This window comes from Limosilactobacillus panis (genome assembly GCF_019797825.1).
GTDB classification, from domain to species: Bacteria; Bacillota; Bacilli; order Lactobacillales; family Lactobacillaceae; genus Limosilactobacillus; species Limosilactobacillus panis_A.
Genome location: NZ_CP081855.1, coordinates 1,935,199 through 1,951,225 on the forward strand (window position 1 = coordinate 1,935,199; position 16,027 = coordinate 1,951,225).

A 16,027-nucleotide genomic window follows, 5' to 3' on the forward strand; every position below is an offset into this window, starting at 1 on the left:
AGCAGATTACTTGGCACGCTTAGTCTGTGGTGCCAGGGTTCCCTGGTGGTCAAATTTTATTTCCATACCGCGTTTGCCGAAAAAAATCAGGGCCGCGATAATTAGCATCATTACACCATAAATCCGGAATGGCGCCGCCAAGCCAAGGCCACTGAGCGGTTGACTGAGCAGGTGGTTGAACCAGGCATCCGCCGTCGGGGAGAAGAAGGCCCCAAAGTTGAAACCGATCAGGATAAAGGACGTAATCTTGGTTTGCAGCTTCATCGGTGCCATGAATGGCAGGATGTTAAAGATTAATGGTGTCAGAACCTGCATTGGGAAGCCGACCAGCAGGATACCAGCGGCAATGATCATGAAGTTATTGCCCCCGAAGCCGAACAGGAAGTTAGCGATTGCCAACAAAACCAAGCCGATGTAGATGGCCCCAATATAACCAAAATGCTTCTGCAAGGTTCCATAGCAGGCCCCACCGAGGGTCGCCCCAATCAGCATCAGTGATAGGTAGGTTCCGGATCCGTTAAACTGGCTGCCGTTAATTGCCACCGCCAGTCCGGGGAAGCGGTCCTCCATGCCGATAAAGTCCATCTTAATCAGCAGAACAAAGGCCAGGATTGCAATGACCAGAGGACTAATCTTGGTGACCTTTTCGTTGGTAATTGGCGAAATCGTTTCGTTGGCTTGGTCGTCAGCACTATCACTGGCACTATTACTGTGGGCGTCGTTCGGAACCCGCCATGCAAAGAAGGCCATCACCGCAAAGGCCAGTCCGTAGACCAGGAAGGCCGCGTGCCAGCCAGCGTAGATCAGGAGCAGGCTGGAAATGGTCAGCGTGCAGGCATTCCCGATCTGTTCAAATGCTGACCGCCACCCCTGCATGCTTGTCCGTTCGTGACCCTGGTACCAGACCGAAATCAGCGAAATCGCCTGGGAGTTATACAGCCCATAACCGGCACCAAGGACCAGCCGGGAAGCGAGGATCACCCAATAATTGCTGACGAATGCTGGCACCAGACCGGCGATCCCCACCAGTGTGATCCCCGCCATGATGATGTGCTTGTCGGAAATGTTAAACCAATCCTGAAGCAACGGCGAAAGAACCACGAAGAACATAACCGCAAAGGACGGCGCCGTAACCAGGTATTCAACCTGGGGCTGGCTGACCGCCAGTGACGTCTTAATCTGCGGCAAGGCACTTTGAATTGCGTAGGCGCTCGTAACCATAAATGACGCGGACAGGAACGCAAGTTTTGTAGCCAATGACTGACCATGTTTCATAATAAAACAACCTCCAAACTTGCTAAATCGAACAATAAATCTTATTAATTGGCTCATTAACTTTCTACACGTATATGATAACCGGTAGTCCCACTTTAGTAAAGCGCTTACACTAGATCAATCATCAATTTTAACTTTTTTGCCGTTTTTAACGCCCGTCAGGTCAACAAGAAAAGGTGAGATTAGTAAAAAAACCAATTTATTTTAAAAAGCAGTGGTGCCAACCTTCATCAGACGATAAACGACTCTTTTCACAACTGATTTCATCAAAAATAAAATGGGAAGCTGACAATCTTCTTGTCGCCTTCCCGCATTTATATTATGCAGTTGTACTCTCAATCAATTTGACGGGCAGCGTGGCTGACTTCACGTTCTCCTGACCTCCAATGAGCTTGAGGAGTTTGTTCGTAACCACCCTTCATTCCGAATTATGGAAGCTTCTGACATTTTTGAAGCATTAAACGTCATGTAGGTGATTATTTGAAAGAGTGGTTAAAAACAATTGCTATTGTTGTTGGCACATTTATTGGAGTAATAGGAATTCAAGTGGTCCTCTATTCGATAAACGCAGCTTTGTACACGGGTGCTGTTATCCTGCTCTTTATTTTTAGTGGTGTATGTTTTGCCAAGCAAATTCACGATGCCTTTGCCGGTGAAGTTTATACCACTGTTACTCCTAAAGACTTGATGTACTATTACTTACAAGAACTTAGCGGCAATGAGGATACATATAATAAGGAAGAAAGAGAAAATTTAGCACGCCTTATTATTGAATTGAGCCGCTACAATCAACTCCACAATAATCCCGCAAACCGCATCAAATTAATGTATGAAAGCACCCCGGGTGATTAATTATGGCACAATTATTTTTAAAATATGGAGTGATGAATTCTGGAAAGTCAGTCGAGCTCCTGAAGATAGCTCATAACTACGAAGAACAAGGTAAAAGAGTTATGGTTCTTACCAGCGCTTTAGACAATCGTTCTGGATTAGGGGTTGTGTCTAGTCGAATTGGTATTGGTCGGCCCGCGACGCCCGTACCCCAAGGAGATAGTATTTTAAGAATAGTGAACGCAACACTATCGACAACTACATATGTTGATGGCCATGCGATTTGGCCAGAATGTATTTTGGTTGATGAGGCGCAATTTCTAACCGCTCAGCAAGTAACTGATTTGGCGACAATCGTCGATTCTCAGGATGTGCCCGTTATCTGCTTTGGCCTTAAAATTGATTTTCAGGGCAAACTCTTTGAGGGGTCTAAGGCATTATTTGAAATGGCAGATAAGCTAGAAGAAATTAAAACTGTTTGTCAATGGTGTGGCCACAAGGCAACGATGAACCTCCGCACCTGTGAGGGGAAGCCGGTATATGACGGAGATCAGGTTCAGATTGGGGACCAAGAGTATATGGCCGCTTGTCGTTATCACTATTTGAATCCACAGATATAAAAAAGCTCAGTACATGGTACCGAGCTTTATATATTTTGGTATACTGTTACGCGTGGTGCTAGTGAAACTTTTCTAGACAATACTCCATATTAGATGCTAAAATTGCCACTTCTAACCGTTCTTGAAAGCCTGCTAAACTTCGCGCACGATTATTTTCGGCATTATAGTATTTTAATAACGAAAAGTCGGTCTCAATCGTTCGGCGAATTGCTTTTAGGATTCGTGAATTATGCTTCTTAGCGCCAGCCATGTTTTGACGAAATGGAGTCCAAAGCTCATAGCCATCACTAACTAGGTCGGTATGAAGCTGACGGCTAACATAGCCAACATCTGCTAATAAAAAGTGCTCAAGTGGCATAGTGTTTAAGATTAATTCTTCGGCGACCTTACTATCATGGACAGAAGCTTTAGTAACGATGTAGTTGAGCAAGTAACCATCACTACTAACAATCATGTGGACTTTAAACCCATAGTAATACTGTTTTTTCGTAGCGTTATAGCCAATATCAGTACTTCCCCGAAAAATCTTGGCTCGATAATTGCGAACTGGATGACAAACTGGTACTGGAAAGCTATCAATAATTAGGAATTGTCCATGTAAATCAACATCTTGGTTTAGCTTTCGCCTAATTAAACTGAGTAACGGTAGTAATTGGCGAGTGCGACGGTTGAAACGTGACCGAGAAATGGAGCTCACCAAGATCATACAAAAGCGTCGTTGCGATTCGATTCCTAACTGAGTTTGGCAAATCAGAAGGGCTATTAGGGTACTATCATCAACTTTAACTTGGTTGATGTTCGGTCGTTGAACGAGCTTTTTAGGTGCATAAAGCTTATACCAGCGATGGCAGGTACGGTTTAATTGAGCAAAATTAACTTGTAAATGATGGCAATAGTGGTTAGACTTAAGAAGGTTCAACATGATTAAGGCTCTTTTCTATTTAAGTTTTGTATCACTTAATAGTCTAACCATGTTGGGCTTTTTTTGTAAAATCAAACATACTAATGAGTACTAGCACCACGCGTATACTGTTAATTAAGGGGGAGTATTTTTGAGCGGCACAATTACACAAGCAGAGTTCAACGCTAAAAAGAAACAACTTCTTAATTTGTGGCAGATTGCAAGAAATAACTTGAACGAATTTAGTGACGTAGATTAAGCAAGAAGATCTCAATTGGTGTATGCCAATTAAGACATTTAAGTGGCCGGGAATTCAAATACCAATTAATTTGAATCAGCTTGTGATCGCTTAACTCTTCAATGGCTTGGCCTTTGGGAATAAAGCGTCGTAAAACTCGGTTACGGTTCTCATTACTGCCGCGTTCATGTGGTGAATAAGCATGGGCAAAATAAACCGGAGTACCAGTTCGCTGCTCAATTGTCTGGTAGTTAGCGAACTCTTTACCATGATCTACGGTAAGCGTCTTGAGCTTGTCTTGAAGTTGACTAGCTAGTTCAAGTACGGCTTGAGTCATGGACTGACTGTCGCGACCATGGAGCCGTTTAACAATGGTCAGGCGACTCTTACGCTCCACAAAAGTAGCCACAGCTTGACCTTTACGTTTGCCAGAAAGTACGGTATCAGCTTCAAAGTGGCCGAATTCCTGGCGAGTTTCGACTTTATGAGGACGCTTCTCAATTGAGCGGCCGTGACTGAACGTACCACGCTTTTCTTTAGCACGATGACGACGAATTCCATGATCAGGCAAATCGGGCAACTGTATATCAAGCCATCCTTGATCAATCCAGTTATAGACCGTCTTGTAGGCAATTCCAACTACATGGGCAACTTGTTCAGGGGACCACTTCTGGACTTGAATCTTTTCTTCAATCAAGTGTTTAAGGTTTTTAGTGAGCGAAGACTTCCGCCCCCGTTGACTAACCTTGCGTTCAAAGTCAGTTTGCGCTAGCTCAGCCTGGTACTCACTATTTAGCCGGTGAAGTTCGTTAAAGACTGTGGTTTTACTAAAGCCTAAGTAATTAGCGATGTATCGCAAGGAACGTCCTTCATTATGAAGCGTTTCAATGACAACACGGTTCTGGAATGATAAAATAGTGGTGCTCATCAAGGTCCTTCTTTCTAATGGATTGTACGGTAACACCATTAAAGACCTTGATGGGTTTTTCTGTCCACTTAAATGTTCAACTTAAATTTTACAATCTGTCGCTTACTATTTTGCAGTGCTATATTTCAATAATTAGCGTTGGGGGGGCAAGCAAATATGAATAAGCAACTAAAACGTGTTTCTTTTGCGGGGGCACTTGTTACTTTAGGAATTGTGTACGGTGATATTGGCACTTCACCATTGTATGTTATGAATGCATTGATTGGTGACGCCGGTAAAATGGGAAATATTTCTCCCAATTACGTGATTGGATCGATCTCGTTGATTTTTTGGACATTAATGATCATTACAACGTTGAAGTATGTTGTCATTGCAATGCAAGCCGATAATAAGCGTGAGGGCGGAATTTTTGCTTTATATGCATTGGTTCGAAAAAATTCAAAATGGTTAATTTGGCCAGCCTTGATTGGCGGGGCGGCCATTTTGGCCGATGGAACATTAACTCCTGCAGTAACTGTGACTTCAGCCATTGAGGGATTAAAAAAACAACACCTTGGCCCTGTGGTGTTTAGTAATTCTCAACATAACATCTTGATTATCACAACAGTTGTTCTACTCGTATTATTTATGATTCAACATTTTGGAACAGGTGTGATTGGGAAATCCTTTGGACCAGTGATGATTTTATGGTTTGGCTTTTTGGCTGTCTTTGGAATCGTTAATCTAATCAATTATCCAATGATATTGAAGGCTATTTCTCCTTATTATGCAATTAGGGTACTATTCAGTCCAGTTAACAAAGTGGGAATCTTTATACTTGGAAGTATCTTTTTGGCAACCACAGGAGCAGAGGCTTTATATTCCGATATGGGTCACGTTGGCAAGCAGAATATTTATGTAACATGGCCACTAGTATATAGTACCCTATTTTTAAATTACTTAGGTCAGGGTGCTTGGATAATTAGACATGCAGGTGATACTGCTTACAGGAACTTATCGAACTTAAATCCCTTTTATGAAATGCTCCCCGGAACTTGGCGCCTAGTTGGCATTTTGCTAGCCACACTCGCTGCAATTATTGCCTCTCAAGCGTTGATTACGGGTTCTTACACTTTAGTCGATGAAGCAATTGGCTTAAAATTTTTACCTAGACTGGTTATTAGACATCCAAGTAATATAAAAAATCAAATTTATATTGCAACTGTTAACTGGATGCTATGTATAATAACAATTAGTGTAGTCTGGTTCTTTGGTAGTTCACAAAAAATGGAGGCCGCGTATGGTTTAGCGATCACTATTACCATGCTAATGACTACTGTGCTTTTGCATGAATTCTTAAAGAAACACCTGGCTAAGGGAACAGCACTTATAATTGCCTTGTTTTTTGGTTTTATTGAGTTAATCTTTCTAATTTCAAGTTTGGTTAAGTTTATTCATGGCGGTTATGTTACGTTAACAATTATGTTGGGCATTCTTTATATTATGTGTCTTTGGTACTTTGGAAATAAACGAAGAGACCATTATGAGAAAGAAAGCGAGTATGTTTCACTTCTTGACTATCGTGATCAACTCTCTAAATTAAGCGCAGACAATACAGTACCTTTGTTCACGACTAACTTAGTGTATATGACTAAAATTAAGGGTGATTACCAAATTAAACGTAGTACCATGTATTCTATTCTCGACAGACAACCTAAAAGAGCTAAAGTTTATTGGTTTGTTACAGTCAATGAAACCAATACACCTTATGAAAGCTATTATACAGTTGATTTACTTGAGACGCATAATGTTGTTAACGTTCAATTTTACTTAGGGTTTAGGAAATCTCAATCCGTTAGTGTCTATTTACATCAAGTTGTAAATCATCTAGTGGAACAAGGTATTTTAGAACCACAAATACCCAAGTATTCAACAGAGCGACAACGGAAAGTCGGCGACTTTAAGTTTGTTATTATAAAGGAACAACCAGCAGATTTAATTGTCAATGATAAGTTAAGCTCGTTAGATAGAAGATTGATTCGCGGGCGCATCTATTTGCAGAATATTACGGCCTCACCTATTTCATGGTATGGTTTGGAGTTTAGCAATGTCATAGAAGAAAGTTCTCCGTTATTTATTACTCAAGATCGGGATCAATACTTAATCCAAAAGAAAATTTATCATCGAGGCAGATTAAGTAAGACTGAAAAATGAGTATGCAGTAGTTTAAGTGCAACAACTAAGTTAGAGGTACTGTACCCTGTCAAGTTGACAATCGAGTAGGAGGTAATTGATTAGTTCAATTACCGACCTCTCACACCACCGTACGTACGGTTCCGTATACGGCGGTTCGACAATTTAATCACTTTTGAATTAACTGGAGCGTCTTGGACATATTTATTAGTCCAAGGTGCTCCAGTTTTCTATTTGTTAGAGAATAATTTAGTGTCTTACTGTGTGCAGTTCGCCAGTAACCCTTTCGGGTACTAGCGAAGACGAACGCATCATGATAAGACAAACCTAACTTCTGTAGGTGTACAACTTTAGTTTTGAATTTCTTCCATTGCTTCCAGATATATTGTCTTATTCGTGCTCTTAACCATTGATCAAGGCGGTGAATAAAATTGGCTAACTTCCCAATTGAGTAATACTGAAGCCAGCCACGCATCTTTTGGTGGATTTCTTCAAACATCTTGGTAAGAGAAACACCCCGATTACGCTTAGTTAGAAGCCTCAATGCTTGTTTTACTCGTTGTTGTGATTGTTTGGCTGGTCGGGCATAGGCACCATTACGGTCTACACCGAGTGAGAAGCCAAGAAACTTCAACCTCAAGGGACTACCAATTTTGGTTTTATCTGGATTAACTTTAACTTTCAATCGCTTTTCAAGAAACTGAGTAATACTACGCATTACTCGTTCTCCGGCCCGCTGACTTTTAACATAGATGTTACAATCGTCCGCGTAGCGCACAAAGTGGTGACCACGTCTGGTCAGCTCTTTATCCAACTCATTTAAATAGATATTCGCTAGCAGTGGCGATAGTGGTCCTCCTTGCGGAGTTCCTTTGTCGCTCCTAACGAACAGCCCGTGGTCCAAGATTCCGCTAGTCAAAAACTTACGGATAAGTCTTAGTGTCCATGGGTCATCAATATATTGTTGGAGGTATTTAATCATCAAATCATGGTTGACATTATCAAAATAGGCCTTAAGGTCTAAATCAACTACCCGTCGATAACCTTGATTATATAGCTTAACTACCTTTGCGATTGCGTCTTGGGCTCCACGATGAGGGCGGAAACCAAAACTATTGTCAGAGAAAACTCGCTCAAAGATGGGCGTGAGTACCTGGGCAACTGCTTGTTGGACCAGGCGGTCCACTACCGTTGGTATCCCTAGTTTTCTCACTCCACCGTTGGGCTTGGGAATTTCCACTCGTTTAACCGGTGCTGGCTTATAATTGCCCTCACGTAGGTTGGTGATTAATTCCGTTTTATTTTCCCTGAGGTAGGGCAGAAGGTCATTGACAGTCATATCGTCAATACCCGCCGCTCCTTTATTTCTCTTAACTCGCAAATAAGCCTGATTAAGGTTATTGCGATCCAAGACTAAGTCTTGGATAGTGACACTCATACCTTTACCTTCACCATAATCGGTACTACGCGCCCTTGTGTACTTTCGGTTTTCCAAACCTATCCTCGACAAGCGGTCAGCTTGTGTTTCTGTTTTCTGCGATTGTCGCACCTGATTACACCTCCGATATAATTTATGAGTTATTGTCGTTCAGTCCTTCGTCTGACTAATCAGACTACTATGACCTCGGCTGACTTCTGACTTACTCAACACCACATCACTGTCGTGCTTGTTTCTGTGGAATTTCATTTATTCCTCTTGTCGGAAACGTGTAAGCCAGACCTCCCCGGGTAAGAATATTAACTTTCGTACCATGTCACCGTTAGCTTTACTGAAAGCAACTTCGAGTAGTATTGGACTTTAGTTTGTATGGCAACCTTATCCAGTTACTCTCAGCCTTATAGCTACTTCTTGTTCATCGGTGCAGTACTTTGCCTTAGACTTCCTTCAGATTCCACCTCACAGTGGACACCCTTGTCGTCAGCTCATGGTTCCGACTACTACGGCCCATAGTGGACTTTCACCGCCTAGTTAATACCCATGCCGGGCGCACCATTAAAGTAAAAAGGAACCGTTTCCGGTTCCTTTTTACTTTTTAACGGCCACCAACAATCTTGGTGGCCTTATCTTCAAAGCGTAGTAAGAGGTCGTCGGCATTAGCGCGAAAGTCGGCAATAAAGTCCTTCCCCTTCGGTACCACCTTACCGACAACTTTTCCCATTATATCAGTTACCTCGAGGTCATCACCGGCCCACTTGACATCATCATAGTGGCCTTCCAGCGCTTCATCAAAGAACGCCTGAAGGATGTCGCGCACCGCATTTTTGATCACTTCATCCTCGGTGACTGTCTCACCATGCAGCTTGCGTTGAGCAACCTGCATGACAACATCGTCCATACTTTGGGGAATTTCAACACTCATCGATAACTGCTTCCTTCCTACTTATGGCGTCTCTTACGTGCCTTCTTACTGAACTTAATTCCCTGGGGTACCCGGTGGTGTCTTACCACTTGCGTCTGTCGACCCGGGGCTACTTGCTGCTGTTGATGTTGCCGTTTCATCAGTTGTTGGTGTTCGTACTCGCTCCACGGGTTCAATAGGCCGCGCATAAAGCCGGCCACCTCTTCCCGGTGATCATCCATCCACTTTTCAGCGGTCTTAACATCGTTGGTATCGATTCCGTTGCTACGGATGAAAGATAGCATCAGCTGGGTTTCCCGGTCCTTGCGACTCAGGCTAGCCAGCATGTCCTGAGATGGTTGCATATTGGCAATTGCCTTCAAGCCGATCCGGTACTGGTCTAAGTCGAGCTGCTTGGTCCGCTTCAAGTAATCAAAGAGGGCCTGGGCAGTCGGGACAATATTTTTAATCTGTTTGGGGGTAATGTCCGGGTCAAGCGGCATCATCATTCCCAAGACCCGCTGAAGGTCGTAGAAATCCCAGCTGCCGGGGTATTCACCACATTCCTGGGCCATCAACTTGATAAACTGACCAACAATGTATTGTTGTTCACCACCATCAAGTGGCTGGTTCTGGGACTCATTTTCAACCGCTGCCGCGTGCTTGCATTTTTCAATGAAGCCTTCCAACCGTTGGGCCGACCACGGTTTAACTTTCTTAACATTTTCCGGTTTCTTAGTGGCTGTGGTCTTCTTTGCCGGTGCTTTAGGAGCCGGTTCAGTAGTCTTTTCCTTGCCGTGCATTTGCGCCCATGTCTGGTGGGCCTTCCGACAGGCATTCATATTTGTACGTTGGTCATCAATTGCTTGAATGATTTCCCTTAATCCCGCAACCTTTAAAAAGTTTTGGTAGGCCTTCAAGACCGGGGCCACCGCAATGCCAAACTGGTTGGTCAATACAGGATCCGCAATGAAGTCTCCCACCATTACTTCCTTCACCGCTTGGGGCATCCACGCGGTGTCGGCCAGGTGCTGCTCGTTCATCATATGTTGATTAAAGCGGGTTAGAATATCCTGAGCATGCTTCTGCTGGTTAGCAGAAAGTTGATGATACGTGGACGAAGAGAGGAACTTTTTAACGTGTTCTTCTTGTTCGTTCATACTCCACTCCTCCATCTAAAATTGAATTTTCCTATCTATCATATCATAATTAAGTGATAAAGATTAAATGAGGGGGCGCGCGCAATGCGTAAGAAGAAAATTGTGGAAGCCATGAAGAATGTCTATTTTCAAAAGATGACCAGTACTGGCTACCAGGAAATTGAAGACGAGATCCACCAGCTTCAGGAGCAGCGGCCCGCTAAAATTGCCCAACTGAAGGCAGCCCGGGCCCTGGGTGATCTCTCGGAAAATACGGAGTACAGCGAACTTCGCCACTTAGAGAGCCGACTACGTTACCTAAATAAGCAGCTCCAATATTCACAAGTGATTGACCCGGCGGATACTGGGACCGTCGACCTCGGCACGACCGTCACCCTCAAATTTGAGGATGATGACGACACTGCAACCTACCAAATTGTCGGCAAACAGGAAGCCGACCTCGCCAAGCAGAAGGTCTCCTTTGACTCCCCGCTTGGTCAAGCAATCATGCACCAGCCAGCGGGTAAAGTCGTTACTGTCCAAGCCCCCCCAGGCATCTTACCAGGTTAAAATCATTAAGATTGCCTTGAGTAAATAACGAACTTTTTTCCAAACCTCCTAAACCGTTTCCATGTTTCTTTTCGCGCCCTTCACATTATCAATCAGCCGATTAGCCACTATATTTTGTGCTTGCACCCGGGGAAAATAGCCCCTATACTACCATATGTTGCGTTCATAGCGCTATGAGCCCTAAACATACTTTTGGAATTGAGGTTACTTAAATGAACTACTTTAAATTTTTGGCCCACCAGCTCAAGGGGTGGCCACAACAGAACTACTACCTGTTCTTCTTTAGCCTGGGTTGTCAGATCATGACCCTGGCCAGCACACCAATCACCTGGTTGTCCGTGATCACCTTCATCGGTACTACTCTAGGTGTCCTCTGTGTCTTGGCAATCAACGCCGCTAAGTCGGTAAACGGGGTGCTCGGTATTCTTTCTGCAATCTGTTTTATCATCATCGGCTTCAACGCCAAGAACTATTTGAGCATCGGGGAACAGGTTGCCTACATGATTACCCTGGATATCCCCGTCCTCTTGTCCAGCAACTGGAACGTTAATATGGCATCAAAGATCCGCCACTTTACTCCCCGCAGCTGGACAGTGGCAATTATCGCTACCGGGGTGGTCTACCTGGTTTCCGGCTACCTAATCGGTCACTTAACTGACGACCCCCGCCCATGGATTGATGCCATCAGCTTTTCAATTAGCTTAACGGCCGGGGTGATTTGCTTCCTCCGCTTTAACAACCAGTACTTCTGGTGGCTAGCTTCCGGAATTGCCCAGCTGGTCCTCTGGTTCATTTCATACCAGCAGGGTTCCGCAACCCTGGCAATGGCCGTGAATAGTTCCATCTACCTAATCAATGACGTCCTCGCCTTTACCATTTCACCATGGTACAACAAGAAGGAACGCGAACGGCTAAGCATCGCCGAAACGGCCTACGCAAAGTCGGTGGGAATCGAAGAATAAAAGGGGCTGTGACATAAGTCCCAAATAATTAATGGAGTTAGATGAAATCTTCGGATTTCATTTAACTCCATTTTCCTTTAAAATATTAGTAAAAGAAAAGACATCGACCTGACCGTCGATGCCTCCAAAATACCCTCGAAAGGATACAAAAACATTGGAACCTGATTATAACATGAATCAACTTAGTTTGAACATACCTACTGCTTATGAACCTGAGTTAAATCATCCAGCACGTTATATTAATCGGCTGGTTGAAAGCTTAGCGCTGCGGCGACCCAATATTATGGGTCGACCAAGAGAGTATGATCCACGAATGCTGTTAAAGTTAGTTTTACTGGCTTACAGCTATGGTATCATTTTCTCTAGGAAAATTGAACGCTTTGCTCGTGAAAACATTGTTGCGATGTGGTTGACTCAAGAACAGCGCCCAACCTACCGCACCATTGCTCGCTTCATTGTCTCCCAAGAATTGGAAGATATGATTCAGAGTAGTTTCAAGGAATTTCATGACTATTTAAAGGCTCAGGGAATGATCGATGAGGCTTCATTCATTGATGGCACTAAGATTTTAGCTAACGCAAATAAGTTTTCCTTTGTTTGGAAGAAACGCACCATTAAGTATCGCGAATTAAACGTTGAAAAGGCTCAAAAACTAATTCGTGAAATTAAGCAAGCAGAAGTTAAGATTGATGTTGATGAAGATAGCTTTGACATTGATCAACTTGATACGATTATTGCCTTACTTGAACAACGGATTGAAGAGTTAAACCAACGGGTGGCCGAAACCGCAAAGGTTTCGCCCAATCCGGCCAAGCAGGAACGACGTCATGCCAAAAAGTATCTCCATGCTTTAGACCATTGTCGTCAAAAGCATCTTGAATACCAAGCCCAATCGCAGATTGCTGGCCAACGTAATAGCTATTCCAAAACCGATCATGACGCTACTTTTATGCGTTTAAAGGAAGATCCGATGCGTAATGGTCAAACAAAGCCAGCGTATAATCTTCAAATTATGACTAGCTCACAGTACGTGCTGGGTTATGAACTCATGCAGAACCCAACCGATACTAGAACATTAATCCCATTCTTATCTCATCTCGCCCAGAACGAAGTTTTGGGGCGAGAAATTGTTGCCGATGCTGGTTACGGATCAGAACGCAATTATAAGTATATCGAAGATGAGCTACCTGATTATACAACTTTAATTCCTTACAGCACCATGATTAAAGAGAATAGCCGTAAGTGGCGTTCTGATGATCGAAAAGTAATGAACTGGGAATATCATGAGGCTGATGACTTTTATGTAAACCCACAGGGCGTCCGATTCAACTTTAAACGATACGCATACCGAAATGATAAATACAAATTCCGTCGTGATTTCAAAGTATATCAAGCAGAGAAGTATGATGAGAATCATCAAATTATTTCTCAGGCATTAACACCACATGGGAACACTAAGTACCTTATGGTGAACCCACAGTGGGAATATTTTAAGTCGAAAGCTCGCGAGTCGCTTTCAAATTCCAACACTTACTCCCGTCGTAAGTACGATGTAGAGACTGTTTTTGGTAACTTGAAGGCTTATTTGGGTTTTAAAAGATTCACAGTACGTGGTCTTAAGAAAGCCAAAAGACAAATTGGGATTGCTTTAATGGCATTAAACATGAAGAAAATGGCCGGAAGGCCGCTCATTTTCTCAAAATATTCAGATAATCAAAAAGCTCCATTCAGAATTTTTGTTAAATTCCGAATGGAGCTTCTGATTCAGAGGCTTTTTGTCACAACCCCTTTGTTTCTCCTAAATTACTTTCCATAAACCTCAAACTGGGGACGCTTGCCGTTGACAATCGCTACCACATCGTCCAGGCCCATGGCCACCATGTTCTTCATTGCCGTGTCGGTGTAGAAGGCGCTGTGGGGGGAAATCAGGACGTTCGGCATGGCACGCAGGGCCTTGTAGTCCTCTGGAATCTCATCCGCCGTTGCCTGTTTTTCAAAGAACTGCCCCTCGTCCGCCAGGGTATCTAGGGCGGCCCCGGCAATTTCCTTCGCCTGCAGTGCCGCAATCAGGTCGTTGGCGTTAACGATGCCACCCCGGGCCATGTTGATCAGGTAGGCAGTTGACTTCATCTTCTTAAAGGTGGCGGCGTTGAAGAGGTTCGTCGTACTGTCATTCAACGGGGTGTGGACCGTGACAATGTCGGCCGTCTTTAGGAGGGTATCCTGGTCCGTGTACTCTAAGTAAGGACTTAGCTCAACCCGGTGAATCGGGTCGGTTGCAATTACCTTGGCCCCTAGTGCAGAGTACAGTTGGGCAGTGGCCCCACCGATGTGACCGGCACCGATAATGCCCACCGTCAGGTTATAAATCTCCGTACTCTCCAGACCGGCCCAGCGGAAGTCAAGCTTGTCCATCCGCTGGTCGTAGTAACCGAGTTTTCTGACAAGGCGGAGGGCCTGGGTTAGGCCCATTTCAGCAATTGCCCGTGGCGAATAGGCAGGGACGTTAGTGACAATCAAGTCATACTTCTTCGCCAGGTCAAAGTCAATCATGTCATAGCCGACCATCCGCGCCGTCAGTTGCTTAATCCCGTATTCGTGAAGGGCCTGGTAAACCTCTGGCTCCAAGGGCTGGGTTTGCTGAAAATCGATTCCATCGAAGCCCTTGGCCCACTTTACGGTGTCCTTGTTGAGGCGCTCGTCAACGCACTTAACTTCGACCCCGTTTTCCTCTGACCACTGCTTAATATACTTCTTCTCCGGTTCCAATACCGCATACATTAAAATTTTCATCATGTACCTCCTTACCAGGTCAACTTCTGCATCTTCGCAACGGCTTCCTTTAAAACCGTTAACGGTTGGGTTGCGGCAATCCGAACAAAGCCCTCACCCGACTTACCAAATGCCAAGCCGGGTACAACCAGGATCCCCGCCTTCTTTAGCAGCTGGTCGGCAAAGTCAACGGAGTTTAGCCCTGTTGCCCGAATATCAGCGAAGACGTAGATACTTCCCTCAACGGGACTAACGTCTAACCAATCAATCTTGGGTAGCTCAGTCTGCAAGTATGTTAGCCGTTTTTGAAAGGCTTCAACAATTGGGGCGACCAGTTCGTCGTGATGCTGAAGACCGTATAAGGCCCCTTCTTGTGACATCGTTGGGGCCGTAAAGGTCACTGCGTCATTGACATCGTTGGCCGTTGTCACTAACCAGTTCGGTCCAATCAGGTAGCCAATCCGCCAACCGGTCATGGCAAAGCTCTTTGACATCCCACTAATCGTTACCGTGTTATCAGGCGCGAACTTAGCTAGTGGCGTGAACGTCTTGCCCGGCATTACGTAGTCGGAATAGATTTCGTCACTGAAAATCAGCAGGTCGTTCTTGATTGCCAGGTCGGCAAGTGCCTGCTCCTCAGCCGCTGTCATCACATTACCGGTCGGGTTGTTCGGCGTGTTGATAATGATGGCCTTTGTCTTAGGCGTAATCTTCTTGGCGATTTCCGCAGCTTCAATCTTGTAGCCGTCGGCCGCTTTACCATCGACCGTTACCGGAGTCCCATTGGCCAGCTTAACCTGGTCAATGTAAGGAGAAAAGCTCGGCTGGGGAATGATAACTTCATCACCGGGATCCAGCAGGGCTTCGAGAGCAATAAACAGGGCGTGTTCGGCCCCGACCGTCACCAGAACCTGGTCTAAATTAAACTTTAGTTGGTACTTATCTTGGTAGAAATCACAGATTGCCTGACGGAGTTCAGAAAGGCCCTCAGCGGCGGTATAGTGCGTCATCCCCGCCTTGGTCTTTTCAAAGGCCGCCTCAATAATTGGTTGGGGGGTAGTAAAATTCGGGTCGCCGACAGATAAGTCAATGACGTTATCCATCTTAGCAGCCATTGCGCAAACGTTCGCCAAGATATTTGTACTAGGCTTTTGGTATGCTTTGCTTAAAATCGAACTATCCATTATTTTTCCTCCGTTCATCATGTGATTCGTGTAACTTTGCATTAAGTATAGTCGTTTTTTATTTTTAAATCCACATATTTATGCATTATAACCGCA

General features: G+C 44.3%; 13 protein-coding genes and 1 pseudogene. 6 read left to right on the forward strand and 8 right to left on the reverse strand.

The features are described from left to right. Positions 1 to 6: 6 nt before the first annotated feature. A complete protein-coding gene (locus KZE55_RS09215) occupies positions 7 to 1,275 on the reverse strand; it encodes an MFS transporter (RefSeq protein ID WP_261313244.1) in 1,269 nt (422 codons plus the stop codon). 480 nt (positions 1,276 to 1,755) lie between these two features. Between KZE55_RS09215 and KZE55_RS09220 the strand changes: the two genes are divergently transcribed. Both KZE55_RS09220 and KZE55_RS09225 read left to right on the forward strand, forming a co-directional pair. Then, entirely contained in the window at positions 1,756 to 2,127 is a 372-nt protein-coding gene (locus KZE55_RS09220) for a hypothetical protein (RefSeq protein ID WP_222258237.1), read from the forward strand. A gap of 32 nt (positions 2,128 to 2,159) precedes the next feature. Next, positions 2,160 to 2,726 (forward strand): thymidine kinase, encoded by a 567-nt coding sequence (locus KZE55_RS09225; RefSeq protein ID WP_396442474.1) that lies wholly within the window; start codon positions 2,160 to 2,162, stop codon positions 2,724 to 2,726. Positions 2,727 to 2,784: 58 nt separating this feature from the next. Here the strand turns inward: KZE55_RS09225 and KZE55_RS09230 are convergent, their stop codons facing one another. Together KZE55_RS09230 and KZE55_RS09235 are read right to left on the reverse strand one after the other, a co-directional pair. Continuing rightward, positions 2,785 to 3,645 carry an IS982 family transposase gene (locus KZE55_RS09230; RefSeq protein ID WP_222259876.1) on the reverse strand — a complete coding sequence of 287 codons (861 nt, stop codon included), beginning with the start codon at positions 3,643 to 3,645 and terminating at the stop codon, positions 2,785 to 2,787. 224 nt (positions 3,646 to 3,869) lie between these two features. After that, entirely contained in the window at positions 3,870 to 4,793 is a 924-nt protein-coding gene (locus tag KZE55_RS09235) for an IS30 family transposase (RefSeq protein ID WP_222258239.1), read from the reverse strand. Between the two features lie 156 nt (positions 4,794 to 4,949). On the opposite strand from KZE55_RS09235, the gene KZE55_RS09240 reads away from it, so the two are divergent. After that, positions 4,950 to 6,986, forward strand: a complete 2,037-nt coding sequence (locus tag KZE55_RS09240) for a KUP/HAK/KT family potassium transporter (protein WP_222258240.1) — start codon at positions 4,950 to 4,952, stop codon at positions 6,984 to 6,986. A 148-nt stretch (positions 6,987 to 7,134) separates the two neighbouring features. Here KZE55_RS09240 and ltrA read toward each other — a convergent pair whose 3' ends face one another. The 3 genes from ltrA to KZE55_RS09255 form a co-directional block, all read right to left on the reverse strand. Then, on the reverse strand, positions 7,135 to 8,514 hold the full coding sequence (gene ltrA, locus KZE55_RS09245) for a group II intron reverse transcriptase/maturase (RefSeq protein ID WP_181578162.1): 1,380 nt from the start codon (positions 8,512 to 8,514) through the stop codon (positions 7,135 to 7,137). Between the two features lie 484 nt (positions 8,515 to 8,998). Further along, complete coding sequence (locus tag KZE55_RS09250; protein ID WP_222258241.1) at positions 8,999 to 9,325, reverse strand: hypothetical protein; 327 nt, start codon at positions 9,323 to 9,325, stop codon at positions 8,999 to 9,001. A 17-nt stretch (positions 9,326 to 9,342) separates the two neighbouring features. Beyond that, positions 9,343 to 10,464 carry a hypothetical protein gene (locus tag KZE55_RS09255; protein WP_222258242.1) on the reverse strand — a complete coding sequence of 374 codons (1,122 nt, stop codon included), beginning with the start codon at positions 10,462 to 10,464 and terminating at the stop codon, positions 9,343 to 9,345. 84 nt (positions 10,465 to 10,548) lie between these two features. On the opposite strand from KZE55_RS09255, the pseudogene greA reads away from it, so the two are divergent. The 3 genes and pseudogenes from greA (at position 10,549) to KZE55_RS09270 (ending at position 13,791) form a co-directional block, all read left to right on the forward strand. Further along, positions 10,549 to 11,041, forward strand: a pseudogene (gene greA / locus KZE55_RS09260) (transcription elongation factor GreA). 184 nt (positions 11,042 to 11,225) lie between these two features. Then, positions 11,226 to 11,975 (forward strand): nicotinamide riboside transporter PnuC, encoded by a 750-nt coding sequence (gene pnuC / locus KZE55_RS09265; RefSeq protein WP_047770186.1) that lies wholly within the window; start codon positions 11,226 to 11,228, stop codon positions 11,973 to 11,975. Between the two features lie 154 nt (positions 11,976 to 12,129). Beyond that, positions 12,130 to 13,791 (forward strand): IS1182 family transposase, encoded by a 1,662-nt coding sequence (locus KZE55_RS09270; protein WP_463674773.1) that lies wholly within the window; start codon positions 12,130 to 12,132, stop codon positions 13,789 to 13,791. Here the strand turns inward: KZE55_RS09270 and KZE55_RS09275 are convergent. Together KZE55_RS09275 and KZE55_RS09280 are read right to left on the reverse strand one after the other, a co-directional pair. Next, entirely contained in the window at positions 13,779 to 14,768 is a 990-nt protein-coding gene (locus KZE55_RS09275) for a D-2-hydroxyacid dehydrogenase (protein ID WP_047767764.1), read from the reverse strand. The genes KZE55_RS09270 and KZE55_RS09275 overlap by 13 nt on opposite strands. Before the next feature lie 11 nt (positions 14,769 to 14,779). Continuing rightward, a complete protein-coding gene (locus KZE55_RS09280; RefSeq protein ID WP_222258243.1) occupies positions 14,780 to 15,931 on the reverse strand; it encodes an aminotransferase class I/II-fold pyridoxal phosphate-dependent enzyme in 1,152 nt (383 codons plus the stop codon). Positions 15,932 to 16,027 lie beyond the last annotated feature (96 nt).